Consider the following 26,430-nt stretch of genomic DNA (forward strand, 5'->3'; position numbering starts at 1 on the left):
GACTATTTTTACACTTCTACCTCTTTGGCAACCGAAGAGCGACGACGACGACGACGACGACCAGTAGTCGGCACTTCCTCTTGATCTGGAGACTCTGACTCTGTCTCATTGATAGCTTTGACCTGAGCTGTTACCTCAATTCCGGGAATTTCTGGTTCAGTTTCCTTGTTACTGCTACTTTTTCTGGCTCTGGTTTTAGGCTTTCGTTCTGCTTCTGATGCTTGGTCTTCTTGGGAAGTGACTGTTGAGCTTACTTCAACTACTTCTTCACCAGGTTTTTTGACATAAACCAAAACTGATTTGGGATCTTTAGATTCATGATCGGCATAGACTAGAGGCGAGACTCCCATTAAGGCATAGATTTCTTGTTCTAAGTTCCCCATTTCTACTGTAACTTTTTCTAAGTTAGCTTCATCTCGACGAGGTGAACGCAATTGAGAACGAGATTTACGTTCTTCATTACCATTTTCAGTATCTTGGTCTAGATTACTGGTAATTGTCTCAGTGCCTTCTGGTTCTATTAATTCCTCTTTAATCAACAGATCGTTACGACGACTCCGACGACGCCGACGATTACCGTTACTTGCTCCTCCCTGTTCTTGATAGTTAGGATGATTAATCAACTCTAGTTGACGATTACTGGGGTCATATCCCAAATCAAGACCTGAATTATTGACTAACTCCGGACGTTCTTGTCTTTCTGTAGGAGAAGCAATTACCGGGCGAATACTATTGACAGGTTCGCGAATTGCTGCGGGAGTAACTATAGGAGATGTTTCTAAAGACTCTGCTACTGATTTCCCAGGAAGATAGGCTATCTGTCCTAAACCACCACAAGCGGCACAAGATTGACCAAATAGCTCATAAATATTCTTCCCTTGACGTTTGCGAGTTAATTCTACTAGTCCTAATTCTGATAGTTGGGCAATTTGAGGACGAGCTTTATCTCCTCTTAAACTGTTGTTGAAGTGCTCTAATAATTTAATTTTATCTCGGTGAGAATCCATATCAATAAAATCTACGACAATCACGCCACCAATATTGCGCAGACGTAATTGACGGGCAATTTCAGTAGCTGCTTCAGTGTTTGTCCATAATACAGTCTCTCTAGCAGTTGCCGAACGAGTAAATGAACCAGAATTAACATCAATTACAGTTAAGGCCTCGGTGGGTTCAATAATGATATACCCCCCAGAAGGTAGTTCCACCCTGGGCTTGAGAGCCTCACGCACTGCAGCGCTTACCCGGTAGTAGTCAAGAATAGGCTGTTGTTCCCGATGATAATCAATAAACACACCCTGAGGGGAACGACCACTGCTCCAGTTCATCAACTGTTGCTTGACTCTTTTGACCCCAGCTGCTGAATCAACCACGATAGTATTTACTTCTGCTGAGTAAGTATCTCGCAATACACGCTGGATAAAATCATCATCGCGATTCAGTAAAACAGGTGGTCTAGCATAATTTGCTTGATATTGAATTGATTCCCACTGCTTTTGTAAGAATTCTAAATCTTCCATGATGGCTTCTTCAGCTTTACCATCAGCTTCTGTTCTGATCAATAAGCCCATTCCTGGTGGTTTGATCAGAATTGCCAAGGCACGAAGACGACTGCGTTCATTTTCATTAGAGATACGACGAGATAGTTTTACTCCCTTGCCATAGGGCATTAAAACCAAATATCGTCCTGGTAGGGTAATGTTACCTGTTAGTCTTGGTCCCTTGTTTCCGGTTGGCTCTTTCATTACTTGAACCAGAGCTTTTTGTTGGGGAACCAATAATTCGGTAATTGCTGCTGCTGCTCTCTTGAGACGAAGTGGACCTAAATCTGTAACGTGAATAAAACCGTTACGTTCACTATCGCCAATATTAACGAAGGCAGCATCTATACCAGGAATGACATTCTCGACAGTACCAAGGTAAATATCACTTACCTGTTGATTTCCTGTAGCAACGATTAATTCTTGTATTTGTTCTTCCCAGAAAACAGCAGCTATATGATGTTGTTCTGCGATAATAATCTGTTTGGGCATTAATTTTCCTCAAAATTCTGATGGCTGATTACCAATTACATTGCCGTAAAACGATACAAACCATTGATTGAGAAATGGTTGACAATATGTTTTTAGCTTTTCTCAAATCAAACAATTACGAAATAAATCAGCAAATTTCACACCTATAGCGTTTAGATATTACCAAATATTTATTAGAGTCTTTATTAGAGTTTTCCTTAATTGTTTAGTTGGTGTTTTGTCGGGCTTTGAGGGTTTTTGGTTGTCTCTTGCATATTTAGCGAGCTACTTTTGCTCTTAGAAACATTAAGCATAGTACAGAGAAAGCTGTGATGGTCGAATAGCAATAATAAATAGCTGGAGTCAGGACTTTATTAAGATTGTTGAAGACTTAGCTAATTAGTATAATCTTTAAGCGACTGGGGGAATTCCATTTGCTCTAAATAGCGATTGGGCAAATCCTCCCTATAGGAGCTTTGAGGTCTGCCACTGCGCGGAGCGCAATCACCAGTTGAACTTACATTCTTCTGACTAAGATCACTTAAGGGACCACAAAGTTAAAGTTGCTGAAACGCTACTGTATCAAATTCTAACCTGAATATAACCTTGAAGATCTATTTTTGACAAGAAAAGCAAAGTATTTACTGATTAAAATAGCTTAAATATTTACAATATTAGCTTCAGTCTCTAAATTTTACAGAAAATGAAAGCCCACGTCATTCATGTGTGGGATGAAAAAAGCCGAGAATTTTGTATATGCAATCTGAACGAAGGTATACAACGCGGTGGTTCTACAAGCTGAATTCGATTCAGCGTAGCCCACCGCCAATTTCGACATCAAAACTTCATACAGAAAGGGTTTTGGGCGTTGTATTATATTCATAAGCAACCTAATAAAGTTGAGGTAAGGGGTTCCAAAAGTTAGTCTTTTGGGTAAAACTTCAAGCAGCACAAGGACATGCGTAGCTAAGTAGTTTAACTGGGTAGACAGATCGCTAGGGGTAAAAGCCAGGGTTTAAGTTCTACGAAGCCTAAAGGAAGAAAACCAGTTCTGGTAGTCTGATTTTTTCAGCTAGGCAGGGCTTTGTCTAGTGGGAGAGCAAAAGTAAGACAGTCTCAGACTGCATTTTGCGCCAGGATCCCAGAATTCCACGTCATTTTATGCGTGGGAGTGGGTCAATCTATTTCTTGTCGAACTATATCTGCGATCTGTTTGGCAGCTCCGGCATCACCCCTAACTTTAATTAATTGAGCTTGCATCGCTTGGAGTTTAGTTGGATGAGCCAGATAATCCAATACTAAATCAGCAACTCTTTCTGGGTCTAATTTACCTACTAATTCAGGGACAATTTCTTGACCGGCCCAGATATTCGGCCAAGCAAATAATCTTCCTTGTTTGATGACAAACCAATTAATAATTGTGGCAAACAGAGAACCTACTCCCGGTAAATTGGCTAAAATACCCGGTAATCCATCCCAAGAACGCATTGCATCAAGTTCTTGAGTCGGTAACAAGACAATCATTGGTATTCCTAGAGAAGCTAATTCTGCAGTATTGGCTCCTACAGTAGTTAAACATATCTGGCAATTGATTAGAGTATTATAAGCAGGAAATTGAGTAATTAGCTTAATCTTGGTGCCTCCGGAAGTGATTAAATAATCAGGTTCTATGCCTTCAGAGTTAATTAAACGACCTTCTACATTACCCAAAGATGAAAGCAAAGGATTATCTTGCCGATTAGCATACTTACTGAGAGTAATTATATCGAGGGTAGGTGCAACGGGAATAACAAATTTAGTTTGGGGCTGTTGTTGTTGAATTTTTTCGGCGATCGCCATGCACAAAGGAACGCCTTGAGATAGTTTTACAGATTTAGAACCTACCAATAAACCAATCAAAGGCTCTTCTGAGTGGCGATTGTCAGTATTTTGATTAACTTCTAAAGCCACATCTGCCATTAAGTCTCCCACCAGAGAAAACTTGTGATGATAAGATTGGGGAACTTTATCAATCACTTTTTGATTCATAACTACAAAGTGATCGACTAAGCGATACCAACGGGCATCCCATTCAGCGTAGATTAGACTTGAGTATCCTAATCGTTTACTCACCATCACAGTATAAAACTGGTCACCACCCAAAAAGACCACTATACCTTGCTGATACCATTGCCAATTATCTGGAGTTTGACCCCAAAGCAAGTAAGTGAAAAAATCTGGGGCAGCCAATACCCGGTCTACTTCAGGATAACTAAGGGCGATCGCCGCTTCTTTACCAGTGCTATGAGGACACGGAGATAATAGAACGGAAATTCTTACCTGATTGCGCTCATCTTCTAATGTTTGACGCAGACATCTAACTACAGGTCGGACCCAAGTCACTATTTCTCCTGGACCATTAGACAAAATAACAATATCAGTTGCTTGCATATAGGCTGATTTACTCAGTTTCTTAGTTGCCAATCATCCCTCATTCCTAATTATTCAATCTTTTAAGCATTAGCTACTTCATACACAAAATTCAAAGTTGCCCAGCTATGAACATCTAAGGCATAAACATCGTCTTTAGGTAAAAGCTCAGAATCAACAGAACTTATCGAGTGTAAATCTTGCATGACCATCTCTAAGACAAGATGAGGATTAACAACATTTAATATTTGTGGTTGACCAGACTTATAATTTTGCTGTGTTGCTAAAGCGGGGAGAGTCTGTTGCCAGGGTTTAACGGCGAAAACAACATACAGTGTATTTATACCTACCGAATCAGGAACTTTCCACTTCCAGGAATTTTCTACTTGAGGAATGACTAATTCGGTTTGGGGAGGAACTACTATATTCTGTGGTTGATCTTTTGACTCAGCAGTTTTGGTTTCAGAAGGAGTATATAAGGCAAAAATATTACTATCAGCATCAATACCCAGCACAATGGCATATAGCTGGCGATCGCCCGTATTAGAGATAGATAAGTTTATTTCTGAGCCTTTGACAAAAATTGGCACAGTATTAATCGTATCGGAGCTTTGATTTTTATCGGGAAAAGCTAATTTTTTAGGAGATGGTTGTTTAATCTCGGATAAAAATGTAGCTTTTTGTAGACTAGTAGTCACCTGATTGTTTAATTTTGCTGTCAGGGTGGCATCTACTTTTAACTCTGAAGAAAAATCATTGATCGTTAATTCCAACCATTTGGCTGCTAATAAATTATTAAATTGAGGCTGAAGACGATCAATAGCAATTTTGACTGCCTCTTCCTCTGCTCCTGTAGTTTTGCCAATTAAGACTCCACCAGGAGTATACAGACCATAGCTAAAGAATTGATTTTCAGAAGTTACAGGATTATTCACTGTTACTTTTAGAGAAGTAACATGATCGACTTTACCTAAAAGACAATCAGCATTCTGTTCTCCTGATATTACCGCTGAATTGACCGCTGGAATATTAGCTAAGGCACTAGTGGCATCTACTCGTTCAATTCTTTGCAAGTTAGCATCAAGAGCTAGGGTTAAACTCAGATTACGTTCTAGCATCCGAATAGTTTCGCGGATAAACTGTCCGACTTGAGGTACCTCAAATCTTTCTGGCTCGAGCAACTTGGTTTTGCCAATCAAACCTTCCATAGATTTGATTCGTAGTTGAGGCAAATTATGAGACTTATTAGGGAGTATCAAACTCAAGCAAGAATTAACTCCATAACAATCGAGAATTTTGGCAGGTAAACCCAATAACTTAACTTCAAAATTACTATTACCGTTTACCTTACTAATAACTCCTGTAGCAGTGGGAACATCACCCGTGGCTAGATAGTATGAGATAGTTGATTTATCGTGACTATTAAGAGTAGGTTGCTGTTGTCTACCCATTATCTGCTCTACTGTTGCAGCAGTTCTAGATAGAGCTACCTGTACCCTACTACTAGGAGTAATCTGCCAAAGATGTTGAGTTAGGGCAAGAGTAAATAATCCCGCGCTAAATCCATCCCACTGTCTTTCTGCAGCTACTTGGTTTTTACTCGCAGCAGAAAGAACTACTCCAGGCAAAGATAGTAACCTTTTACTAGGTTTAAGCCCTTTAAGAGCCAACTTATTGCGTAATTGTTCCAAAAAAAGCAACTCTTGGGAACTAGGAGCATCAGCAATCTCAGTCGTAGAGCGAATTTTAAAGTTACCATGTCTAACTCGCGGAGTTGTGTTGAAGCTGGTATCTAAGACAAAAGTACACTTAGTAGTGGACAAAGATTGTGCCAAAACCAAAAGAGTTTCTTGCAATACATTGTTAGCAATTGAGCTTTTTGAAGAAGACAACACGCTGTCTGCAGGCACAAGACTATTTACTAACTGAAATGTATCGGGACTTGTTAAATTAGGCGTTTTTTCTCGCTCTATAGATAAAGGCATTTTAATTTGTCCACCATAGCCACTAAAGTGAAATACCACTACATCATCGGGTCGAGCTTGTTCTGCTAAATGCTCGATAAAAAGAGTTTCAATATTTTCTCTTGTCGCTTGGCGATCGCTTAAAACCACAATATCTCGAGGATTAAAACCAAAACGATGAATCAGCAGTTCTCGTTGCAATTCAAGATCTGTTAAACACCCCTCGAGATGCTCTTGATGAGGATAGCGATTAATTCCTACTAGCAGAGCCAGTTTGCGATTGGTAGGCTGGGCTAAAATTTGTCGATAATTTTTAACTAATGGTGCTAGTTGGCTATTGTTTTCTAGGAATAATAATCCTGCTTCGGTAGTCCCCAAGGCAAACAAAGCCAATCCAGCTTGCTGTAGAAAAGTTCGGCGGTCAAGTCCCATATCAGCTACTAGCTTGTAGATATCAGCTATCAACCTATCAGTAATAGCTGTTAAACGTTGATTAAAACCAAAAAGTACAGGTTAAGACTAGCTTAGCAGCTTTAACCTGTAACCAATTATAGTGTTTTGCTTTAGTAATTGATAATTACTTATTCAACTTTCATTGCTTTTGCCAACTCTTCTGCTACTTTAGGACGAGAAAATTGTGGTGGTGGTGTTTTCCCTTCCCTAAGCATGGCACGAACTTTGGTTCCTGAAAGATGAATACGCTCTTCTTTGGTTGCCGGACTGGTTTTAGCAGTCGCCATTTGCTCAGTACGAGTACAATAAAAGGCGTGTTCAAATTTGAGAGGAGTAATACCCAACTCTTCAGGTTTAAATTCACCGAAGATTTCTTGAGCATCATAAGTACCATAATAGTCACCTACTCCAGCATGATCGCGACCAACAATAAAGTGAGTACAGCCATAATTTTTGCGAATTAAAGCGTGAAAAATCGCTTCCCTTGGTCCTGCATAACGCATAGCGGAAGGATTAATCGCTAAAACAACTCGCTCTTGAGGAAAATAGTTGTCCATCATGATTTCATAGCAGCGCATCCTAACATCAGCGGGAATATCGTCGCTCTTAGTTGCTCCGACCAAAGGATGAAGAAATAAACCATCAACGATTTCTAAAGCACATTTAATAATGTATTCGTGAGCACGGTGAATGGGATTACGAGTCTGAAAACCAACTACAGTATGCCAGCCTTTTTCTTGAAACAAAGCTCTGGATGCTGCCGGGTCAATTTGATAATTGGGAAATTGGGGATGGGCTTCACGCTCTAGCAACCAAACTGGACCGGCGAGATTAATTTCACCCTGTTCGTAAATTACTTTGACTCCAGGATGTTTATCTTCACTGGTACGGTAAACATTTTTGGCTTCATGTTCTTTATCGTAATCATATTTTTCAGTTAGTTGTAAAATGCCCACAAATTTGCCATTGGGATCATCTAAACGAATCAAGCTTCCTATTGTTAATGGTGAAGCTTCTTCTTCGGTTACAGACAGAGTTACAGGTACTGACCATGGCAAACCGTTAGCCAGGCGCATGTTTTCAACTACGTTTAAATAGTCGTCTTTTTCCATAAAGCCACTTATGGGACTAAAACCACCGATCGCAATCATCACTAAATCGGAAGTAGCTCTTTCGTCTAACTGTACTCTAGGTAGAGAATCAGCTTTAGCTAGGAAGTCTTTTTTCTCTTCAGGAGTAGCTAGGCAATTAATCAGTTCACCACCATGGGGTGCAATTAAATCTGTACTCATAATCTGCATCTTTGATAACTACTTTTTGGTTCAGGGCAATAAAGTTAACAAATATCAAGATAAAATCAGTAAATTTTACTCAATTAGAACCATCACAAATCAATTTTACAAATTAATTTTTGTTATGGTCATAGCAATACTTGTAAACTCATGTTAAGTAAATCATATTTTTGTGGATTATGAAACGTTTTAGTTTAATTCGATTTTGTCTAGTTCTTGGTTTATCATTTTGGCTTTCTTTTCTAGCAACACCTAAGGCTTGGGCTATGGGGGGTAAACAACCACCTCTAGCCGAACCTGCCCCAGAATTTGTACTGCCTACTAATACCGGTGATGGTGAAATATCTTTGACAGATTATCGAGGTCAGTGGGTAGTGCTATATTTTTATCCTCAAGATTTTACATCTGGTTGCACCATTGAAGCTCGACGTTTTCAACAAGATTTAGCAAAATATGAGGAACGGAATACGCAAATTTTAGGGGTAAGTGTTGATGATGTTGATTCTCATGCTGATTTTTGTGATTCGGAAGGACTAAAGTTTCCTTTGTTGGCAGATACGGATGGTAGTGTAAGTAAAGCTTATGGCTCTTGGTTAGGAGCTATGTCATTAAGACATACCTATCTAATCGATCCTCAAGGAGTTTTGCGAGCAACTTTTCTGGGAGTAAGACCCAGTATTCACAGTCAAGAAGTTTTAGCTAGATTAGATGAATTAATTCAGGAACCATCTAGTTAGAAAATTAGACTAAGTTATAGATAGTTATACTGAATCTTCACAACTGTAAATTAATTAGACTTGCATGCAGTCAATAGTTGGCAAAATATTGAGTGACCGCTATCGTGTTATCCAAGAACTAAGTCAGGATGCCTTTAGCAAAACTTATTTGGCTGAAGATCTAGGACAGGCTGGTAGTCCTCAATGCCATATAGAGAGATTACAGCCCCAATATGACAGTGAAATTCTAGGGGCTCAATCTTGGCGAAAAGTTTTACAGACGTTTGTCGACCAAGGAACTATTCTTAAACATATCAGCCAACATCCACAAATTCCCCAACTATTGGCTTTCTTTGAGAGCGATCGCGAATTTTTTCTGGTTCGGGAACTTATTCAAGGAGTAAGTCTAGAACAAAAAATAGCAGAATCTTTAATTAGTGAATCTGAAGCTATCAGTTGGCTACAAGAAATTTTGGAAATTTTAAACTTTATTCATAAAGCTGGTGTAGCCCATTTAAATATTCAGCCTTCAAGTCTAATTGAGCACCAAAATGGTAAAAAATTTTTAACTGATTTTGCCGGAATCAAAAACTCAATTTTATTTGGCAATCAATCTTTTAATACCGTAAGCAATCAAGCTTTTACCCCTCAAGAACAACAAGAAGGCAAGCCCAACTTTACTACTGACATTTATGCTTTGGGAAAAATAATTATCTATAGTTTAACAGGGGATATTACCGAAACAATTCAATCAGAATCTTTACCATCCGAAAATACCCACAATATATCCAACTCCAGATATATATCTATTGCCAAAATTAGACCACAGCTAGCCGATTTACTAAACAAAATGGTTAGCACTCGCCCTGAACAACGTTACCAGTCGGCAGCAGAAGTTTTGGCTGAACTAGATTTTGAGCAGAACGTAGTTACTTTACCGCCTCCTTTCTTTAGCAATCCCCAAGCATTTCAAGTTCCCCCCTCAAGTTTTTCCAATAGATCTAGTTCCAAAGCATCAGGAAGTCGTTCTAAGTTTATTCAAGGAATAATTTGGTCACTTCTAACTTTACCTTTTATAGTTGCCTTAGGGATAATATTTATCGGAATTAATAAAAATGCCTATAAAAGCTTTATCGAATATACTAATAACGCTTATCAATTTAGGATTAAATATCCTCTAGATTGGACATATCAAGAGCTAGATGATCCAATCACAGGAGAAATAGTTGTTTTTACTTCTCCTTTAGAAACAGATGCTGATTTATTCCTGGAAAAGGTAAATATTACCGTTGAATATTTATCACCAGAACCGACGGATTTAGAGCAATATACGCAAACTGTTTTCGAGCGCATTAATCATGAAAATGGTGACGCAATCGAAATTTATCAAGATCGCAAAACAAAAATTGGTCAATCTCCTGCCCGAATGGTAGTTTATTCGCGGCAAGAGGGAAGTTTATCGTTAAGACAAATGGAAACTTTTACGATTAAGAATAATCAGGTCTATATTGCAATTTATACAGCGGAAACAGAAAAATTTTCTAAATTTTTAGAAACTGCCAACAAAATGATTGACTCTTGGGAAATACAATAAGTAATTAATAATTAATAATTATTAATTATGAAAAATAATTAGAGATTTCTTGAGCAATTGTAGAAGCTCCATCTTTAGCTAAACGCTCTGTTTTGCGAGGAGGTAGCAAATTCTGTTGTAAGAAATTCCAGTCTCCTTGAAAAAATTCCTCAGGAGAAATAATTTGATGCTGCGAATAGTCTTGGATATTATCAAGCAATATTTGTGACTCGGCAAAGTCTTGGCGAGTTAGGGAAACGATTGGTAAGTCTAAGCATAATGCCTCTGAAAAAGTACTAAATCCTGGTTTAGAAATTATTCGTCCGCAAATAGGCATAAAATCAAGAGGACGGAAATCATGACTGGTAATTTTTAGTAAATTAGATAAATCTGGCGCATTTCGGTCAAAAGTGATAAATTGCCACTCCTGAAAATTATTTAAATTCTCATAAGGAATCGTTTGTAATCCTAAACCGCCAAATGTCAGCAAAACAGTTCTTTCAGACGGTATAGTAAGCCCAAATCTTTCTTTTAATTCTGCTTGACCATATTGAGGAGTACTTCCGGTTAGTCCCACATCAGTAATCTGGGGAAAGGCACTCATCGGCTCGGCTAGGGGCAAACGAAACAAGCGATCGCTCTGTTGATAGTAGTTTTCAATCCAATCAACTACCTTGTTAAAGCTTGCTCCCCAATCACGATAAATATAATCCCAGCCAAAATTACTCATCATCCAACAGGGAACACCCGCTGCTCTGGCAATGGGAGCAGCTAAAGCAGGAATATCAGCTAACACTAATTTCACATTATGATGACGAATATAGTCTGCTTCTTCGGCGATAATGTCATCTTGTCGGGCAATAATCGACTGCATCTTTCCCAGGGTAGCCTGTTTATCCATGGTCAAGCTATCGCTTTGAATTACCCCCACATCAAAAACACGCTGACGATAAACAAAATTTCCCTTAACATAAGACTTTAACAACCATTCAGGAGCAACAGTCACAAAAATCAGCTTAATATCAGGACGTAGTTGTTGTAATTTTGCTACTACAGTAGCTACCCGCGTGGCATGACCAAAGCCATGACTAGTTACTGCGATATAGATGGCTGCGTGAGACATGAAGTAAATTAACAATCAAAAAAGTTGCAATAGTACTCTAGCAAATTTGAATTAAAGGATAAATCTTCTGACTCCGAATTAACCTATAACTCCGAACTTTTTTAACATCCATCATTTTTAAATTGGCAGACTAATAGCTCTATTGTCCAACATACCGATGTAAGAAACTCTCGAGAGATTCCATTTTCATACCAAAAGTGGCTTCTAAAAGAGCAATCTCATCTACAGTACAGAAGAACTCATTAGCCAAGAGAGTACGGAATGTTCCTAATGATTTGTTTAGCTGAGGATTAATTAACCCAATTCCCATTCTTAAACCGTCAAACAGTTGTAGGGGTGGATTAATTACAATTGGCTCTCGGTTAAATAAGCGAGCAAAAATACGAGGAATATCTTCTCTTTTGAGAATATCAGGACCACCGACTGCAAATATTTGGTTTTTGGCAGCTTCGATTTGAGTTGAGGCGATCGCAATTCTCGCTAAATCATCAGTACTCACTATAGAAGAACGATTTTTTTGCTCTCCAATAGAAAAGTAAATTCCTGTATCTCTAAATCTCTCAGCTAGAGGAATTAGATTATTAGCAAATCCGGAAGGACGAAGAATTGTATAATTTAAACCACTAGCAATCAGATACTTTTCAACTTCACGCTTAGCTTTGAAAGTAGTGGCATCTTGATATCCCCGCTCTACTCCCAAAACAGAAATAAATACAAAATGCTCAACATTATTAGCTACTGCCTGATCGATCAAATCAATGTTGGCTCGGTAGTCTAAAGCTTGAGCATCGCTTCCCGAACCATGACTACTGATAATATATTTGACATTTTGACAAGCTTTAGCAATATCTCTTTCTTGTTTTAAGTCCCCGATAAAAATTTCTGCGCCTCGGTCTTCTAACTCTCCATAACTGGAAGATAGGCGGACAAAGGCTTTTACTTGCTCTTCATTTTCTCTTAATTGTCTGACAATTCTACGACCTAAAGATCCCGTTGCACCAGTGATTAAATACATTGCAGTCCCTATTTTAAAAGCTTATAGATGTTAACTATTAGCCGTTAGCTTGTTGTCAAATTTTGCTCTTATATGCAAAAATTCTAGAAAAAAATAAGCTAAATAGTCAATCTATGAATAGATATAGTTTGAACTAGATATCCCAATAGCTAACTAATAGGAATTAGCTTTTAATAATAAACACAAAAGAAGAAACTTCAATTATTTTTCTGATTGTTTAAATTGTTTTTCTACAGCAGTAACTAAAAAGTCTCTGGGGACAAATCTAGGAACATTTACTAGCAGTTTGTTACTAATACCACCTGTTACCAAAGTAGATTGCTTTTTATCCATCGCTTTAAGAGCTTGTTCAACCACTTCTTCACTAGAAGCCATACTGTTACCATTCCCGTTAGCAAATGTATCTGGGAAGTCAGCTCGTTTAAAGAATTCTGATTCAGTAGGTCCCGGACAGACAGCTAAAACATGAACCCCTAGATCTTTGTTTTCTGCCCATAAAGCCTCGCTAAAGTTTAGTACAAATGCTTTGGTCGCAGCATAAACTGACATGTAGGGCAAAGGTTGAAAACCAGCAATGGAAGAAATATTAATAATTCCTCCACTACCACGCTGTTGCATCTCTGGTAAAAACAACCCTGTAAGCTCTAATAGAACAGTAATATTTAGCTGAACCATTGCCATCTGCTTACTTAAAGTGCGATCGCTAAATGCTCCATAGTCGCCAAATCCGGCATTATTGATCAATAGATCCACAGTTAAACTTTGTGCCTGAACTCGATCAAATACTACTTGTCCTGCCCCTGGTTCGGTTAAATCTTTAACTATAACCTCGGTTTTAATTTGATGTTTGGAAGTTAATTCACTAGCAAGCTGCTCCAACTTATCTTGCGATCGCGCAATTAAGATTAAATTCATGTTTCTGCTTGCTAATTCTCGGGCAAATGTCTCTCCAATTCCTGAAGATGCACCTGTAATTAAAGCAGTTTTCATATTTTCCTTTTAACTCTTAGTTTTGTTACAGATTGTAACGCAACTTTAATTAGCGTTTGATAATTAAGAGCGGGGGAGCGAAATTTACGGTGGCCAAAATTTTAATTGCCGTTACTCGTTACTTTTTACTTTCCAGAAACTAAACAGAATCATTAAAGGCTAAAACCTACGTCATAATTAGTTTCTGACCTTATTTTGCGAGGCAAAGTATTTCCCCTGTTGCCTGTTGCCTGTTGCTTACCTCGTCAGAGGCTCGTTACTTAAAGCGTCTCAATTATTTAACTCCTACACCTTTCTTCGTTCACCCATTAAGAGCTGTCTTTCTGCATAACTTTAAATTATCAAACTAACAATTACTGATAATTGATAACTGGTAACGAATAGCTATTTTAGTCTGGATACCAAAACATTCCCTTGATTCCTTCTGGATCGAGAATAAAACCCAATCTTTGATAGAACTTGACTACTTGAGGATCGGCAAACAGGGTAATGTTACTTATATCTTCGCTCCGTAGTTGAGAGATTGTATATTTCATCATTGCTTTTCCTAACCCCCGTCCTTGAAAGTTAGGGTCAACTACAACATCCCAAATAGTGGCATTAAAAGCATGATCGGAAGTAGCACGTGCAAACCCAATTAAACGTCGCTTTTTACCTTGGACTTCCCACATCGAAACTACTAAGAAACTATGGTTAATTGCCTTTTTGACTTTGCGCAGAGGGCGACGCGCCCAACCAACGCGATCGCAGAGTTCTTCTAGTTCATAGAGATTGATATCTCGCTCAGTACTAAATATTATTTGAGGCTGAGCAAAATCTTGAGCATCCGAGTTGAATAGTTCTCTACTATATTCAGTAGTTTCTGATGTTGCTACTGTATCTGAATTGCTAAATAATTTTTTCCAAAAGACCATGCCGATATGGCTGTACTGATTTGTGGTTATAACACGATATTTTTGTATATCTTAGTTATATTAGTCTATTTTTAGGCGTAAAAGTATGTCGTGCCAGAAAAACTATACCTTCGTAAATACCAGTCAATTCCTAACTAAACTTATAATTAGAATTTTTTGGTCAAAATTGACACAATAGTAAGTTGAAAATTCCTTAGAAATATGGTGATACGATAGGAAAATGCCATCGATCAAAATACTGGAAACACTTCATACCTATGAGCTAACTGCCCCTGTAGCCAACTCCCAGCTTCCTGTGTTGGTTTTTGTTCACGGCTGGCTTTTAAGCCGTCATTACTGGCAGCCTTTGGTACAACTATTGCAATCGGACTATCAATGTTTACTTTATGATGCTAGGGGTTTTGGAGATTCGGCAACTATTGGAACAAATCATCATGAAAATCAACCAAGAAACTATAGTCTCAATGCCTATGCTCAAGATTTGGAATGTTTACTTAAAGATTTAGATATCAAACAAGCTTGGATAATTGGTCATTCCCTAGGAGGAAGCGTTGCTTTGTGGACAGCCGATCTTTGCCCAGAGATCGTTAAAGGTGTTATCTGTCTTAATACTGGCGGTGGAATTTATTTAAAAGAAGAGTTTGAACGTTTTCGTAATGCTGGAAAGCAGTTAGTGAAGTTACGTCCTCATTGGTTACGTTATGTCCCCTTTTTAAGTTTTCTCTTTTCTCGAATGATGGTGGCTCGTCCTCTGGAACTAAGATGGGGTCGTCAAAGAGTTATTGATTTTATTCAAGCCGATGAACAGGCTGCTTTAGGAGCATTATTAGAATCTACTACCGAAACTGAAGTTCATTTATTACCTCAATTAGTTTCGCGATTGTCACAACCTGTTTATTTTATTGCCGGGGAAAAAGATCAAGTGATGGAACTAAAATACGTTCATCATTTGGCAAGTTTCCATCGATTATTTGCTACTCATGAGAGCAATGTCTTTGAAATTCCCAATTGCGGTCACTTGGTCATGATTGAGTGTCCTGAAGAAGTCGCGTCCATCGCCCGCAAAATTTTAAATAAGTACAGAGAACAATAATTTATTATTACTGCCTCTGCACATTAATCAAAAAAAGTCTAGAAATTTACTAGAAATTTACTAGAAATTTAAATATTATTCTTGATAGACATCTATACCTGCACAGGAACAAACCAAATTACGATCGCCATAAGCATTATTAATTCTACCTACGGGTACCCAGAATTTATGTTCTTTCGTCCAGGGTGCAGGGTAAGCTGCTTGTTCTCGACTATAGGGATGATCCCATTCACCACAGATGAGAGAATGAGCAGTATGGGGAGCATTTTTTAAAGGATTATTATGAGGATCTATTGACCCATTAGCGATCGCTTCTGCTTCCCGATAGATAGCAATCATGGCATCACAATAACGGTCTAGTTCTTCTTTGGACTCACTTTCCGTTGGTTCAATCATTACCGTTCCAATTACTGGCCAAGAAACCGTTGGCGCATGAAAGCCATAGTCCATTAATCTTTTAGCAACATCATCTACTTCTACTCCTGCCCGTTTTTTTAAAGGACGTAAATCGATAATACATTCGTGAGCCACAAAACCAGCTTCTCCTTTAAATAACACTGAATAATATGGCTCCAGAAGCTTTGCCATATAATTTGCATTGAGAATGGCTATTTTTGTTGCCTGAGTTAAGCCCTTAGCTCCCATCATGGCAATATACATCCAAGAAATAGTCAAAATACTGGCACTTCCCCAAGGAGCAGCAGAAATTGCTCCAATAGGCTGAGCATTTTTAGAAGTTAAAGGAGTTGTCGGCAAAAATGATACTAAATGAGGCATTACCCCAATTGGACCTACTCCAGGACCACCACCACCATGAGGAATACAGAAGGTCTTGTGTAAGTTTAGGTGACAGACATCTGCCCCAATGTCGCCAGGACAGCATAAACCAACTTGGGCATTCATATTTGCCCCATCCATATAAACTTGTCCACCATATTCATGAACAACGGCACAGATAGTCTTAATTTCCGCTTCAAATACTCCATGAGTTGAAGGGTAAGTTACCATCAACGCAGCTAAATTTTGCTGATGCTTTTCTGCTTTAGTTTGCAAGTCATGAAGATCAATATTGCCATCTGCATCACATTTGACTACTACTACTTTCATGCCGCACATTACTGCGCTGGCAGGATTTGTTCCGTGTGCCGATTCGGGAATCAAACAAATATGACGGTGTGCTTCCCCGCGAGCATGATGATACTTACGAATCACTTGTAAACCTGCATATTCTCCTTGAGAACCAGCATTAGGCTGTAGAGAGATCCCAGCAAAACCTGTAATTTCGGCTAGCCAAGTTTCTAACTCGGAAAATAATTCTTGATAACCTTGAGTTTGCTCTAGGGGAGCAAAAGGATGAATATTACCAAATTCTGCCCAAGTAACGGGAATCATTTCCGCAGTAGCATTCAGCTTCATGGTGCAAGAACCCAGAGGAATCATTGAAGTTGTCAAAGATATATCCTTGGTTTCTAATTGGTGGAGATAACGTAATAATTCAGTTTCTGAATGATAGCGATTAAATACTTCTTCAGTCAGGTAGGGAGTAGTACGAGTTAGATAAGTTTGCAGTTGATGTGTAGAGTTGGAAATTAAATCTGCAACAGTAAAAGGTAATTCCGTAGTATCGGCAAAAATTTGCCAAAGGTCGACTAAATCTTGTTCAGTAGTTGTTTCATCTAAAGAAACACCAATATTATTCGTATTTAACCAACGTAAATTTATTTGCTTACTGGCTGCAACTTTAAGAATATCTACTGCAAGTTTATCGCCTGTTTCGATATTAATAGTATCAAAGAAATTTTGCGAAGTGATTCTATAACCCAAGGATTCTAATCCTGCTGCTAGAGTTACTGTGAGCTGATGAACTCTCTCGGCGATCGCCTTAATTCCTGCCGGACCATGATAGACAGCATACATTGAGGCAATTACAGCTAACAATACTTGTGCTGTGCAAATATTGCTAGTGGCTTTTTCTCGACGGATATGTTGTTCTCTAGTTTGCAATGCCAAACGCAAAGCGGAATTACCATGAACATCTTTAGAAACCCCCACAATACGTCCGGGTACTTGACGCTGATATTTCTCTTTAGTAGCAAAATAGGCGGCATGAGGTCCTCCATAACCGAGAGGAACACCAAATCTTTGTGTGCTGCCCACCGCTATATCTGCCCCAAACTCTCCAGGGGGAGTCAGCACAGTCAAGCTCAGAATATCAGCAGCCACAATAGCTAAACCTTTAGCTTCGTGTACTTGAGTAATAAACTGATGATAGTCATTAATAGTACCGTCGGTTGCAGGATACTGTAATAGTGCGCCAAAAATTGGCGTAGAAAAATCGAATTTAGTATAGTCTTCAACAATAACTTCAATGCCTAAAGGTAGAGCGCGAGTTTTAATTACTTCTATCGTTTGGGGATGACAACCTGTATCAACAAAAAAACTTTTAGCCTTGGTTTTGCATAGACCATAACTCATGCTCATAGCTTCTGCTGCTGCGGTAGCTTCATCTAACAGCGAAGAATTAGCAATTTCGAGACCTGTCAAATCGACAATCATGGTTTGGAAGTTGAGCAATGCCTCCAGTCTGCCCTGAGCAATTTCAGCCTGGTAAGGTGTGTAAGAAGTGTACCAACCAGGATTTTCGAGAATATTGCGCAAGATTACGGCAGGAGTAATGCAGTTATAGTACCCCATGCCAATAAAAGAGCGATAAATTTGATTTTGCGAGGCGATCGCTCTTAACCTAGCTAAAGCAGTAGGTTCAGTTTGGGCTTCGGGTAATTGTAACGGTTTATTAAGACGAATAGCGGAGGGAACAGTCTGATCGATTAATTCATCTAAACTATTGACCCCTATTACCTGCAACATCTCTTGTATCTGATGCTGGTTAACTCCAATATGTCTTGAGTCAAAAGAATCAATTTTATTAATAGAACTTTTATCGGTAATATTTGCTTGAGGCTGGGAAATTTGAGATTCTACAGCAAAATTTAAGTTAACCATATCAATATTAAATATTGTATTGTTTCTAGGTAAAAAAATAGTGGTGCATTGTCAACTGAGTACCGCAACCACTTTGTTCCGCGATTTTTAATAAAGGTTAACAAATTTTACCCTCTAAGAGAAGCAATTTGTCAAGAATCTGTATGCTTATTTTTACATTGAGAAAGTAGAAGCTTAATTATTGATAATCAAGGGCTCAAATCATCTGAATGTTTTTAGGTATCCATACCTTCAACTTGAGCGCGATATTCGCTAGCGGTAAGAGTGTCTGCTAACTCATCGTCTGGATCGTCTACTTTAACTTTAATTAACCAACCTTCTCCATAGGGATCTTCGGCGAGCGTTTCTGGTGCATCGATGGCAGTTTCGTTACGATCAATTACTGTTCCTGAAACTGGTGGATACAGATCTTCTACAGCTTTAACAGATTCAATTGTTCCCAGAGTTTCTCCTACTTCTACTGCATCACCGACCTCTGGTAGCTCTAAAAAAACTACATCTCCCAACTGATCGATCGCAAAGGCACTAACCCCAATCGTAGCGATTTCGCCATCAAAACGGACATATTCGTGACTATCTAGATATCTTAAATCTTCTGGATATTCTATCTCCATTATTCCCCTCTCAATCGTGAGCAAAATCTAGTTTACAACAATGATCAGTTAATTAGGGTGTTCGGTTTTGAGTTTGAAAAATTATTGTACATTTTGGATAAATGCTTAATGTGAAATAGCGGTGAGACCCCGCGTCGCTCTTAGGCGCAAGGGAATGCTCACCAAGAAGCTTCGTTCAGATTAAACGGTTTTTAGCTATCAGCTATCAGCCTCTTTGACCAATATATTACTTTAAACTGATAATTAGAAACTCTACTCCTTTTACTCTTTAAATTTTGACCTATGGCAATCGCAAGGAAAAGTATTGCTTTAATTAGTGGTGTAATTTTATTTCTGGCTATTGCTATCTATGGCAATCTTGATTCTCCTTTTGCCTATCAAATTCTGAGCCATTTAAGTTGTCGTAATTCTTTATTGCCTGTATGTAATCCAGTCAATGCTGAGACAGTAGAACCTACCGCCAAGGGAAAAAACGGTGTAGTTGTTTCAACCCAAAGAGAGGCATCTCAGCTTGGCTTGCAAATACTTCAGGACGGTGGCAATGCAATCGATGCTGCCGTAGCCATGGGTTATGGTTTAGCGGTTAGCGATCCCTGCTGTGGCAATCTTGGTGGGGGTGGTTTTATGTTAATTCGCTTGGCAAATGGCGAAGAAACTTTTATTGATTTTCGGGAAACTGCCCCTCTAGCTGCTAATAAGGATATGTACCTTGACGAGGCAGGAAATATTGTTGAGGGATTAAGCACAGAAGGTTATCTCGCTGTTGGTGTTCCAGGAACAGTTAAGGGCTTAAATTATGCCTTAACTAAATATGGCACGATGAAACGCGATCGCGTAATCAAACCGGCGATCGCGCTGGCTGAAGATGGCTATAGCTTGCACCAAGGGGATGTCGATATATTTGAAGCTGGCAAAGAGAAGCTAGAAAAACCAAATGTTGCCGAGATCTTTTTAAAAAATGGTGAAGTTTATCAACCCGGCGAAGTTTTAATTCAATCAGATTTGGCAGCAACCTTGACCTCAATTGCCGAATCACAAACAGATGCTTTTTATCAGGGTGAAATAGCGGAAAAGATTGTTGCTGCTAGTCAAGACAATCAAGGCATTTTAAGTTTGGAAGACTTTGCTAATTACCAAGTAAATGAAGCTGAACCAGTAAAGTGTGACTATCGAGGATATCAAGTCATATCTTCGCCTCCTCCTGGTGGCGGTACAACTGTCTGTCAAATGTTGAATATCTTATCGGGTTATGACTTAAAAGCCTTTGGTTGGAGAACCCCAGTGAGCTTGCATCATTTCTTTGCTTCCATGCTTCTGGCTTTTGGCGATCGCAATCGCTACTTAGGCGATCCTAATTTTGTTGACAATCCTGTAGAGAGACTTTTATCTGAAGAATACGCAGCTAAATTAAGAGAAAAAATTGCTTATCCAGCTATTCCTCCTGAATCTGTTTACAACAATATTCAACCAGAAGGAACCAACACTACTCATTATTCGGTAGTTGATCGTGAAGGTAATGCCGTAGCGGTAACTTATACAATCAATTCTTATTTTGGTGCTGGAGTGATTGCTCCTGGAACTGGTTTTTTACTCAACAATGAAATGGATGACTTTACTAGCAAAGTAGGAGAGGCAAATCAATTTGGTTTACGACAGGGAGAAGCCAATATAATTGAACCAGGAAAACGCCCTCTTAGTTCTATGTCGCCTACTATTGTTACTAAAGAAGGAAAAGTTTATTTAGTTACGGGTAGTCCTGGCGGTTCGACAATTCCGACTACAGTGGTACAAGTAATCACCAATGTGATTGACTATGATTTAAATCTTAGTGAAGCTGTCAACACTCCCCGTCTTCATTATCAAGGTTTTCCAGATCGGATTCTTAGTGAACCCAATGCAGTCAATCCTGAGACTATCAGAGGCTTAAAATTGAGAGGATACAGCATCATTCCTTTCCGTACCTGGGGGGCAGCCGAATCAATTATGCTCAATCCTGAAACAGGTTTATTAGAAGGAGTAAATGACGTTCGCAAACCTGCGGGAAAAGCCTTAGCTTATTAGGCGTTGGTGATTTAAGGGAGGTTTGTTGTGCTGGGAATCTTATTTGGAAATTCAAAAGAACTACCAAAACCAGTTGGTAAATATGTTGTGGGAATTACACAGTTAGATTTTACCGATAAGAGTAGAAAAAAGGTGTTTCCATTTGAAGAGGATAACGCATTTAGAAAAATTCCTGTAACTATCTTTTATCCAGCCGAAAGTAATCAAGGCAAAGACAGCGCACCTTATTCTTCTCCAGAATTATTAGAGGTTCTGAGCAAAATGACATTTGGACTCTTCTCAAAAAATGTCGCAAAAGTTAAGACCAATTGTTATAAAAATGTACCAATTGCATCAAGTGAAGATAACTATCCAGTCATTATTTTTAACCATGGCTATAGTGGTCATACAATGCAAAGTACAATATTATGTTCAGATTTAGCTAGTTCAGGATATATAGTTGTTTCTGTAGGTCATCCTTATGAGGCTTCAGGGGTAAAATATTTGGATGGCAGAGTAATAAAAATGGAGCGCACTATCCAAGAAAATTTGAAATCAGTTACTTCTTTAAAATACCTCCAAAAAATATTTAAAGCATCTACAAAAGAATATTATTCAGATAGCAAAGCAATGGAAACATCAGAATATATTCTCAAAAATAATGAAATTTTAACTAACAATGTAAAGATCTGGGTAGATGATTCTATCTTTGTAGCCGATCAATTAGAAGCTTTAAATAAAGGGGAAATAGAATCAATATTTAACAATAAGTTTAAGCTCAATTTAGGGATGGGAATTACAGGTCATTCTTATGGAGGGGTAACCTCTGCTCAGACTTGTTTAAACGATCATAGATTTGTAGCTGGAATAAATATCGATGGTGCAACTTGCGGAGACTTTTTGTATAAAGATATTAATACACCTTTTATGCTTTTAGGTACTCATCTGAGCAAAAATATTTCAAGAACGACTTATATATATAATACAAAAGATACATATATAATAACCTTAGATAATACACAACATTTTGGTTATTCAGATGCACTATTTATATTCAGACAAGCAAATCTTTTGAATCAAATAGGTAAAAGAGAAAAATATGAATTTCGTGAAATTGTTACCAATTATCACTTGAAGTTTTTTGAAAAATACTTACTCACAAATCAAGAAATTGAGTTAAAAGATCTCAAATATGATGGCGTTGAATTTAGGCAGAAATGACAACAGTTATAGCTAGAGGAAGACTATCAGTAAATTTTTTGATGCAACTGTCGATAACTCTTTCATAACTATACTCAATCGTTCCTAAATCAATTATAAAGTGTTTAACTTTTTATAATTCCCAACCAGCTAAATTTTTTCTAAAAGTTTTTCCCTAAATACTGTACAGGGACTGTCATTATAACGTTCAATTGGATAAAAACCCTGTTTGTTATAAAATCTCATAGCTTGAAATTGCTTTTCCTCATTTGCTAAATCGAGTCGTACTTTTTGATATCCTGCTTGTTTGGCAAAATTAAAGAGCTTTTGAGTCATTTTTTGACCTAATCCTTGTCCCCGATACGCCTTAAGAAACCACATTCGCTTTAGTTCACAGATTTTAGCTTCAAGTTGTCGAATTCCCCCAGTACCTACAACTTTATCCTTATCTATTAATACTAAAAATAGACCATTATGATCAAAATAGTGGGATTTTACATTAGTAATATCAGACATTGAATCAATACGTTTAAACTCCTCTTCTGATATTTCACCTTGCCAAATTTCTAAACTAACAGTCAGTACAACTTGCTTTGCCTGTTCAATCTGATGTTTTTTTATAGGTAAAATCTTAACCATGAGATTTAGTTAAAATCGCTTTTACTTTTTGCTTTGAAGTAAATATCTTACACAGTTACTTCGTTTGAACTATCTACAATCAAACCAGGAAGTTCTAACATATCTTGAAAAGATATTATGTTATCCACCTGTGATAAAGCAAACTTATTAGGCTGATAAAAAAAAGACTTCATTCCAGCACGTTGAGCAGCTTCTATCCCTACAATGCTATCTTCCACAACAACACAATTTTTTGGATGTACTCCCATCTTTTTAGCTGCATATAAAAATAAATCTGGTTCTGGTTTCCAAGCTTGAACAACATAAGAACTAAAAAGATTGTTATCGAAAAAATGTTCTAAATTAGTTACTTGAACTGCTTGTTTAATCTTCTCTAAAGGTGCATTAGAAGCCACACACTTAGGCTGAGGGATTTTTTCTAAGGCGATTGCAACATTAGAAATTGGCTTTAATTGAGAATTAAATAAATCTCCTACAAGTTCGCGATATGAGGTAATGAAAGTCTCATCTAATTCCAGATTATATTCTTGCGCTAAAACATCAACAATATTTGCCAGTTTCCAACCGCGAAAACGATTAACCATTGATTGAAGATTTGCTTGAATACCAAACTCTTTGAGCTTCATTTCTAAACCTAAGTTGCAAAGCACTTCACTATCAACTAGCGTACCATCACAGTCAAAAATTATACATTTAATCATATTTGAGACAGTTAGTTGTTTTAAAATAGCAATAATTTATTAATAGCTATTTTTATATTTGGAAAAGTTAAAGGTGAAACTGTACCTGTTTGATACTCAGCAACTTTACTATAGCTATTATTTTGTATTTGAGTATGAGTTATAAGTTTTTTGTTAACTAGATCGATTACCCAATATTCAGCTATACCATTGCGAGCATAGGTAATAATTTTTTGCTCAATATCTTTTTTTAATGTCTTATTCGAGATTTCTACTAACCAATAAATATCTTGTGGATAAGGGTGATGATTACGATATATACTTTCTGGCAGCCTAACAATGGCTATATCTGGTTCAGGCTCACTGTTATCTAGAGTAATAGGGTGAGACTCTCTAACATCAGCCAAACCTGCCAAAAGAATCCTCAAATACTTGACTACGCTATCTTTTGTATAACTATGTTCTATACTCTCTGGACTCATTTCGACAATCTCTCCTTCCAGCAATTCCACTGGTTTTCCCTCTAATAATCCAGAGTTAACCAATTCATGCCATTCCTCAACAGACCATTTATAAGTAGTTAAAGTCATATATAGCCTTGTCTAAATTATCCTTTACCTGCTCAACTATTTTATTGCGATTAAAGTCATAGTAGGATTTAGCGATCAGCTTTGCTGGTGCGCTCCGCGCAATCGCTTGTTGAATTATTTTCTAGCTCAATTACCAAAAATATCTATGATTGCTTTACCTTATCAATAATCTGATTCTGACCTTTCAATTTAACCAACTTTTGAACAGTTTGTTTGAATATAGCTATTTGTTCATCATTAGGTTGTGTTGTTTGCCAGACTTCTCTTTCCATCAAGAGATCGCACCACTGCTCAATTTTCTCAAACTGACTGATATTAAAGTCTAATTTTGAGATCAAAACTACAGCATTACCCGCCACAATATCGCCTAAAGAAAGGTTTTCTCCGCCAAAATAGGCATTATCTGCTAATAATTCGGCAAAAAAGTGTAAAATTCTGTTGATTTTGCGTTTAGCTTTTCCTAGCAGTGGGGAATCTTCTGTTTCGCTCATCAAGGGAATAACTAAAGAAGATAATTCATTATTGCTTACCATCTGTGCCATGCGTACTTTAGCTAACTGTGAAGCATCTTGTGGCAGTAAAGGGCGATCGCGATACTTGCTTTCTAAATAATCTAAAATTGCTAGAGATTCTATAACTCGCAAGCCATCATCAACAATTACTGGTACATGATGAAAAGGATTAAGTGCCAGAAAATCTGGTTTAAATTGCTCTCCATCTTGAATATTTACGAGTATTGATTTGAAAGGGATCTTTTTCTCTAATAAAGCAATCCAAACACGACGAGATAATGGAGATAGAGGATGATAGTAAAATTCCAGCATGGATAAATCTTAATTACTGTTAATCAAAAAATTGTTGGTTTGGGAAGTGTATTAATTCAGATGATGATTTGTGTAAAAAGTTTATCGATCTTGCTCGTGTCTATGTTCGCAATACATACGCGCAACTAATTTGCCTGCCGGTGTGTTTCTCAACTCTTGAATTACTTCAACCATTTCTGTTGGCATTTTTGATAATTGAGAGTCATAAACAGGATGATGTTCGGGACGTATTACAGGAGCAGCTAGCGCAGCAAAGGTGATATCTGCTGCGGATAGGCGGTCGCCGACTAAATATTTTTGACCTAGCGATAATTTTTGATTTAGAGCAGAAAAAGTCTTTCTAATTGTTTGTAAAGCAATTTGTTTACCCTCTGTGCTAATGTTGTAGTTTTGTTTGAATAACTCTAATGTCTTATGAAAAACGGACGCATTTTGTTTTTTCTCAGTAGCACTTGTGCCTTTACTCCAAGCTCTTTCTACTAGCTTGGGTGTTTGCATAGCATAATAGTAGCCCCAGCAGCGCGTTGCTCCTCCCAATTGGTCATCACATAGTTTTTCGATTATTTCTACTCGATCTCGTAACTCTATATTTTGGGGATAAAGTTGCTTGTCTGTGGAAACACGATTCAAGTAATGTAGTATGTCATGAGAATCAACTAAGGCTTTATTATCTATGATCAATACGGGGACAGTCGTTCCTCCATAGCGAGATGTATATTGTCTATGAAATGGTGGTGCATGGTTTTCTTCTACATAATCAACATTCAGGTAATCCAACGCCCAACGAACTTTCTCACAGTAATGACTAACGGCGATCGCAATTAATAAAGGTTTTTCTTGATTTACTGTGTTCATCCTTCTATCTCCTCTGTTATACGCCATTCTTGAGCGATTAAAAACGACCAAATGATGAAGCCTACTATCGATAATCCTGCAATTACGTCAGTCCAAATCAGAATGTGCATTTTGATCGAAAACTGGGACAACGAACCATAAAAGTAATGTGCTGGACTAGATAATCCTGTACCAGCATAAATACCTAAAAGGAAATAACTCAACCAATATTTTTGTTTGCTATAAACCCAGTAACTTATTATTCCAATTAGAGTCATTACAACCCAGGTAATAAACACGCCAGAAGTAGTAAACCATTCTGGTTCAGGATAGTCATGAACGAAAATAGCGTTGTCTGTGTAGTGAATACTGGTAATGACAATACTAAAAATCAAAATTGGCAGTAAACTAGTTTTACTTCGCTTTTTCATCAGTTGAATCCTCCATAATGA

The 26,430-nt window shown here is 37.9% G+C and carries 21 protein-coding genes; 5 read left to right on the forward strand and 16 right to left on the reverse strand.

The features are described 5' to 3' along the window. Positions 1-8 precede the first annotated feature (8 nt). The 4 genes from PLEUR7319_RS0127040 to sat all read right to left on the reverse strand — a co-directional run bounded on the left by PLEUR7319_RS0127040 (position 9) and on the right by sat (position 8,130). Positions 9-2,033 carry an Rne/Rng family ribonuclease gene (locus PLEUR7319_RS0127040; RefSeq protein ID WP_019508361.1) on the reverse strand — a complete coding sequence of 675 codons (2,025 nt, stop codon included), beginning with the start codon at positions 2,031-2,033 and terminating at the stop codon, positions 9-11. Positions 2,034-3,188: 1,155 nt separating this feature from the next. Then, positions 3,189-4,442 carry a hypothetical protein gene (locus PLEUR7319_RS0127045; protein WP_019508362.1) on the reverse strand — a complete coding sequence of 418 codons (1,254 nt, stop codon included), beginning with the start codon at positions 4,440-4,442 and terminating at the stop codon, positions 3,189-3,191. A 62-nt stretch (positions 4,443-4,504) separates the two neighbouring features. After that, the gene (locus tag PLEUR7319_RS0127050) at positions 4,505-6,817 is read right to left on the reverse strand and encodes a caspase family protein (protein WP_026102814.1); all 2,313 of its coding nucleotides are present in this window, start codon (positions 6,815-6,817) and stop codon (positions 4,505-4,507) included. Positions 6,818-6,966: 149 nt separating this feature from the next. Continuing rightward, positions 6,967-8,130, reverse strand: coding sequence for a sulfate adenylyltransferase (gene sat / locus PLEUR7319_RS0127055; protein ID WP_026102815.1), 1,164 nt, complete (start codon positions 8,128-8,130; stop codon positions 6,967-6,969). Positions 8,131-8,309: 179 nt separating this feature from the next. On the opposite strand from sat, the gene PLEUR7319_RS0127060 reads away from it, so the two are divergent. Both PLEUR7319_RS0127060 and PLEUR7319_RS0127065 read left to right on the forward strand, forming a co-directional pair. Then, on the forward strand, positions 8,310-8,867 hold the full coding sequence (locus PLEUR7319_RS0127060; protein WP_019508365.1) for a peroxiredoxin: 558 nt from the start codon (positions 8,310-8,312) through the stop codon (positions 8,865-8,867). Between the two features lie 64 nt (positions 8,868-8,931). Then, positions 8,932-10,440 (forward strand): protein kinase, encoded by a 1,509-nt coding sequence (locus tag PLEUR7319_RS0127065; protein WP_019508366.1) that lies wholly within the window; start codon positions 8,932-8,934, stop codon positions 10,438-10,440. Positions 10,441-10,465: 25 nt separating this feature from the next. Here PLEUR7319_RS0127065 and PLEUR7319_RS0127070 read toward each other — a convergent pair whose 3' ends face one another. The 4 genes from PLEUR7319_RS0127070 to PLEUR7319_RS0127085 form a co-directional block, all read right to left on the reverse strand. After that, positions 10,466-11,542 carry a hypothetical protein gene (locus PLEUR7319_RS0127070; protein ID WP_019508367.1) on the reverse strand — a complete coding sequence of 359 codons (1,077 nt, stop codon included), beginning with the start codon at positions 11,540-11,542 and terminating at the stop codon, positions 10,466-10,468. A gap of 139 nt (positions 11,543-11,681) precedes the next feature. Continuing rightward, positions 11,682-12,557: an SDR family oxidoreductase gene (locus tag PLEUR7319_RS0127075; RefSeq protein WP_019508368.1), complete on the reverse strand. Its 876-nt coding sequence runs from the start codon at positions 12,555-12,557 to the stop codon at positions 11,682-11,684. 201 nt (positions 12,558-12,758) lie between these two features. Further along, complete coding sequence (locus PLEUR7319_RS0127080; protein WP_019508369.1) at positions 12,759-13,547, reverse strand: SDR family oxidoreductase; 789 nt, start codon at positions 13,545-13,547, stop codon at positions 12,759-12,761. Between the two features lie 389 nt (positions 13,548-13,936). Continuing rightward, positions 13,937-14,461, reverse strand: coding sequence for a GNAT family N-acetyltransferase (locus tag PLEUR7319_RS0127085; protein ID WP_019508370.1), 525 nt, complete (start codon positions 14,459-14,461; stop codon positions 13,937-13,939). Between the two features lie 220 nt (positions 14,462-14,681). Between PLEUR7319_RS0127085 and PLEUR7319_RS0127090 the strand changes: the two genes are divergently transcribed. Next, complete coding sequence (locus tag PLEUR7319_RS0127090) at positions 14,682-15,554, forward strand: alpha/beta fold hydrolase (RefSeq protein WP_019508371.1); 873 nt, start codon at positions 14,682-14,684, stop codon at positions 15,552-15,554. 75 nt (positions 15,555-15,629) lie between these two features. Here the strand turns inward: PLEUR7319_RS0127090 and gcvP are convergent, their stop codons facing one another. Together gcvP and gcvH are read right to left on the reverse strand one after the other, a co-directional pair. Further along, a complete protein-coding gene (gene gcvP, locus PLEUR7319_RS0127095; RefSeq protein WP_019508372.1) occupies positions 15,630-18,557 on the reverse strand; it encodes an aminomethyl-transferring glycine dehydrogenase in 2,928 nt (975 codons plus the stop codon). Positions 18,558-18,772: 215 nt separating this feature from the next. Next, on the reverse strand, positions 18,773-19,171 hold the full coding sequence (gcvH, locus tag PLEUR7319_RS0127100; protein WP_019508373.1) for a glycine cleavage system protein GcvH: 399 nt from the start codon (positions 19,169-19,171) through the stop codon (positions 18,773-18,775). 282 nt (positions 19,172-19,453) lie between these two features. Here gcvH and ggt point away from each other — a divergent pair, with 282 nt between their 5' ends. Further along, positions 19,454-21,232, forward strand: coding sequence for a gamma-glutamyltransferase (ggt, locus tag PLEUR7319_RS0127105; RefSeq protein WP_019508374.1), 1,779 nt, complete (start codon positions 19,454-19,456; stop codon positions 21,230-21,232). Between the two features lie 27 nt (positions 21,233-21,259). Next, positions 21,260-22,432, forward strand: coding sequence for a hypothetical protein (locus tag PLEUR7319_RS0127110; protein WP_019508375.1), 1,173 nt, complete (start codon positions 21,260-21,262; stop codon positions 22,430-22,432). A 129-nt stretch (positions 22,433-22,561) separates the two neighbouring features. On the opposite strand, the gene PLEUR7319_RS0127115 is transcribed toward PLEUR7319_RS0127110, so the two are convergent. The 6 genes from PLEUR7319_RS0127115 to PLEUR7319_RS0127140 form a co-directional block, all read right to left on the reverse strand. Next, positions 22,562-23,050, reverse strand: a complete 489-nt coding sequence (locus tag PLEUR7319_RS0127115; protein ID WP_019508376.1) for a GNAT family N-acetyltransferase — start codon at positions 23,048-23,050, stop codon at positions 22,562-22,564. A 47-nt stretch (positions 23,051-23,097) separates the two neighbouring features. After that, positions 23,098-23,751, reverse strand: coding sequence for an HAD-IA family hydrolase (locus PLEUR7319_RS0127120; protein ID WP_019508377.1), 654 nt, complete (start codon positions 23,749-23,751; stop codon positions 23,098-23,100). Between the two features lie 20 nt (positions 23,752-23,771). Beyond that, positions 23,772-24,320 carry a Uma2 family endonuclease gene (locus PLEUR7319_RS0127125; protein WP_019508378.1) on the reverse strand — a complete coding sequence of 183 codons (549 nt, stop codon included), beginning with the start codon at positions 24,318-24,320 and terminating at the stop codon, positions 23,772-23,774. A 143-nt stretch (positions 24,321-24,463) separates the two neighbouring features. Continuing rightward, entirely contained in the window at positions 24,464-25,144 is a 681-nt protein-coding gene (locus PLEUR7319_RS0127130) for a glutathione S-transferase family protein (RefSeq protein ID WP_019508379.1), read from the reverse strand. Between the two features lie 81 nt (positions 25,145-25,225). After that, positions 25,226-25,999, reverse strand: a complete 774-nt coding sequence (locus tag PLEUR7319_RS0127135; protein ID WP_019508380.1) for a glutathione S-transferase family protein — start codon at positions 25,997-25,999, stop codon at positions 25,226-25,228. Further along, on the reverse strand, positions 25,996-26,409 hold the full coding sequence (locus PLEUR7319_RS0127140; RefSeq protein WP_019508381.1) for a hypothetical protein: 414 nt from the start codon (positions 26,407-26,409) through the stop codon (positions 25,996-25,998). The genes PLEUR7319_RS0127135 and PLEUR7319_RS0127140 overlap by 4 nt, the downstream gene beginning before the upstream one ends. Between the last annotated feature and the right edge of the window lie 21 nt (positions 26,410-26,430).

Source organism: Pleurocapsa sp. PCC 7319 (assembly GCF_000332195.1).
Lineage (GTDB): Bacteria > Cyanobacteriota > Cyanobacteriia > Cyanobacteriales > Xenococcaceae > Waterburya.

Bases quoted from the DNA above. Each gene is read 5' to 3' on its own strand.
- PLEUR7319_RS0127135 (WP_019508380.1), bottom strand. From the start codon at position 25,999: ATGAACACAGTAAATCAAGAAAAACCTTTATTAATTGCGATCGCCGTT.
- PLEUR7319_RS0127130 (WP_019508379.1), bottom strand. From the start codon at position 25,144: ATGCTGGAATTTTACTATCATCCTCTATCTCCATTATCTCGTCGTGTT.
- PLEUR7319_RS0127125 (WP_019508378.1), bottom strand. From the start codon at position 24,320: ATGACTTTAACTACTTATAAATGGTCTGTTGAGGAATGGCATGAATTG.
- PLEUR7319_RS0127040 (WP_019508361.1), bottom strand. From the start codon at position 2,033: ATGCCCAAACAGATTATTATCGCAGAACAACATCATATAGCTGCTGTT.
- PLEUR7319_RS0127045 (WP_019508362.1), bottom strand. From the start codon at position 4,442: ATGCAAGCAACTGATATTGTTATTTTGTCTAATGGTCCAGGAGAAATA.
- gcvH (WP_019508373.1), bottom strand. From the start codon at position 19,171: ATGGAGATAGAATATCCAGAAGATTTAAGATATCTAGATAGTCACGAA.
- PLEUR7319_RS0127140 (WP_019508381.1), bottom strand. From the start codon at position 26,409: ATGAAAAAGCGAAGTAAAACTAGTTTACTGCCAATTTTGATTTTTAGT.
- PLEUR7319_RS0127075 (WP_019508368.1), bottom strand. From the start codon at position 12,557: ATGTATTTAATCACTGGTGCAACGGGATCTTTAGGTCGTAGAATTGTC.
- PLEUR7319_RS0127070 (WP_019508367.1), bottom strand. From the start codon at position 11,542: ATGTCTCACGCAGCCATCTATATCGCAGTAACTAGTCATGGCTTTGGT.
- sat (WP_026102815.1), bottom strand. From the start codon at position 8,130: ATGAGTACAGATTTAATTGCACCCCATGGTGGTGAACTGATTAATTGC.
- PLEUR7319_RS0127090 (WP_019508371.1), top strand. From the start codon at position 14,682: ATGCCATCGATCAAAATACTGGAAACACTTCATACCTATGAGCTAACT.
- gcvP (WP_019508372.1), bottom strand. From the start codon at position 18,557: ATGGTTAACTTAAATTTTGCTGTAGAATCTCAAATTTCCCAGCCTCAA.
- PLEUR7319_RS0127050 (WP_026102814.1), bottom strand. From the start codon at position 6,817: ATGGGACTTGACCGCCGAACTTTTCTACAGCAAGCTGGATTGGCTTTG.
- PLEUR7319_RS0127060 (WP_019508365.1), top strand. From the start codon at position 8,310: ATGAAACGTTTTAGTTTAATTCGATTTTGTCTAGTTCTTGGTTTATCA.
- PLEUR7319_RS0127115 (WP_019508376.1), bottom strand. From the start codon at position 23,050: ATGGTTAAGATTTTACCTATAAAAAAACATCAGATTGAACAGGCAAAG.
- PLEUR7319_RS0127065 (WP_019508366.1), top strand. From the start codon at position 8,932: ATGCAGTCAATAGTTGGCAAAATATTGAGTGACCGCTATCGTGTTATC.
- PLEUR7319_RS0127085 (WP_019508370.1), bottom strand. From the start codon at position 14,461: ATGGTCTTTTGGAAAAAATTATTTAGCAATTCAGATACAGTAGCAACA.
- ggt (WP_019508374.1), top strand. From the start codon at position 19,454: ATGGCAATCGCAAGGAAAAGTATTGCTTTAATTAGTGGTGTAATTTTA.
- PLEUR7319_RS0127120 (WP_019508377.1), bottom strand. From the start codon at position 23,751: ATGATTAAATGTATAATTTTTGACTGTGATGGTACGCTAGTTGATAGT.
- PLEUR7319_RS0127080 (WP_019508369.1), bottom strand. From the start codon at position 13,547: ATGAAAACTGCTTTAATTACAGGTGCATCTTCAGGAATTGGAGAGACA.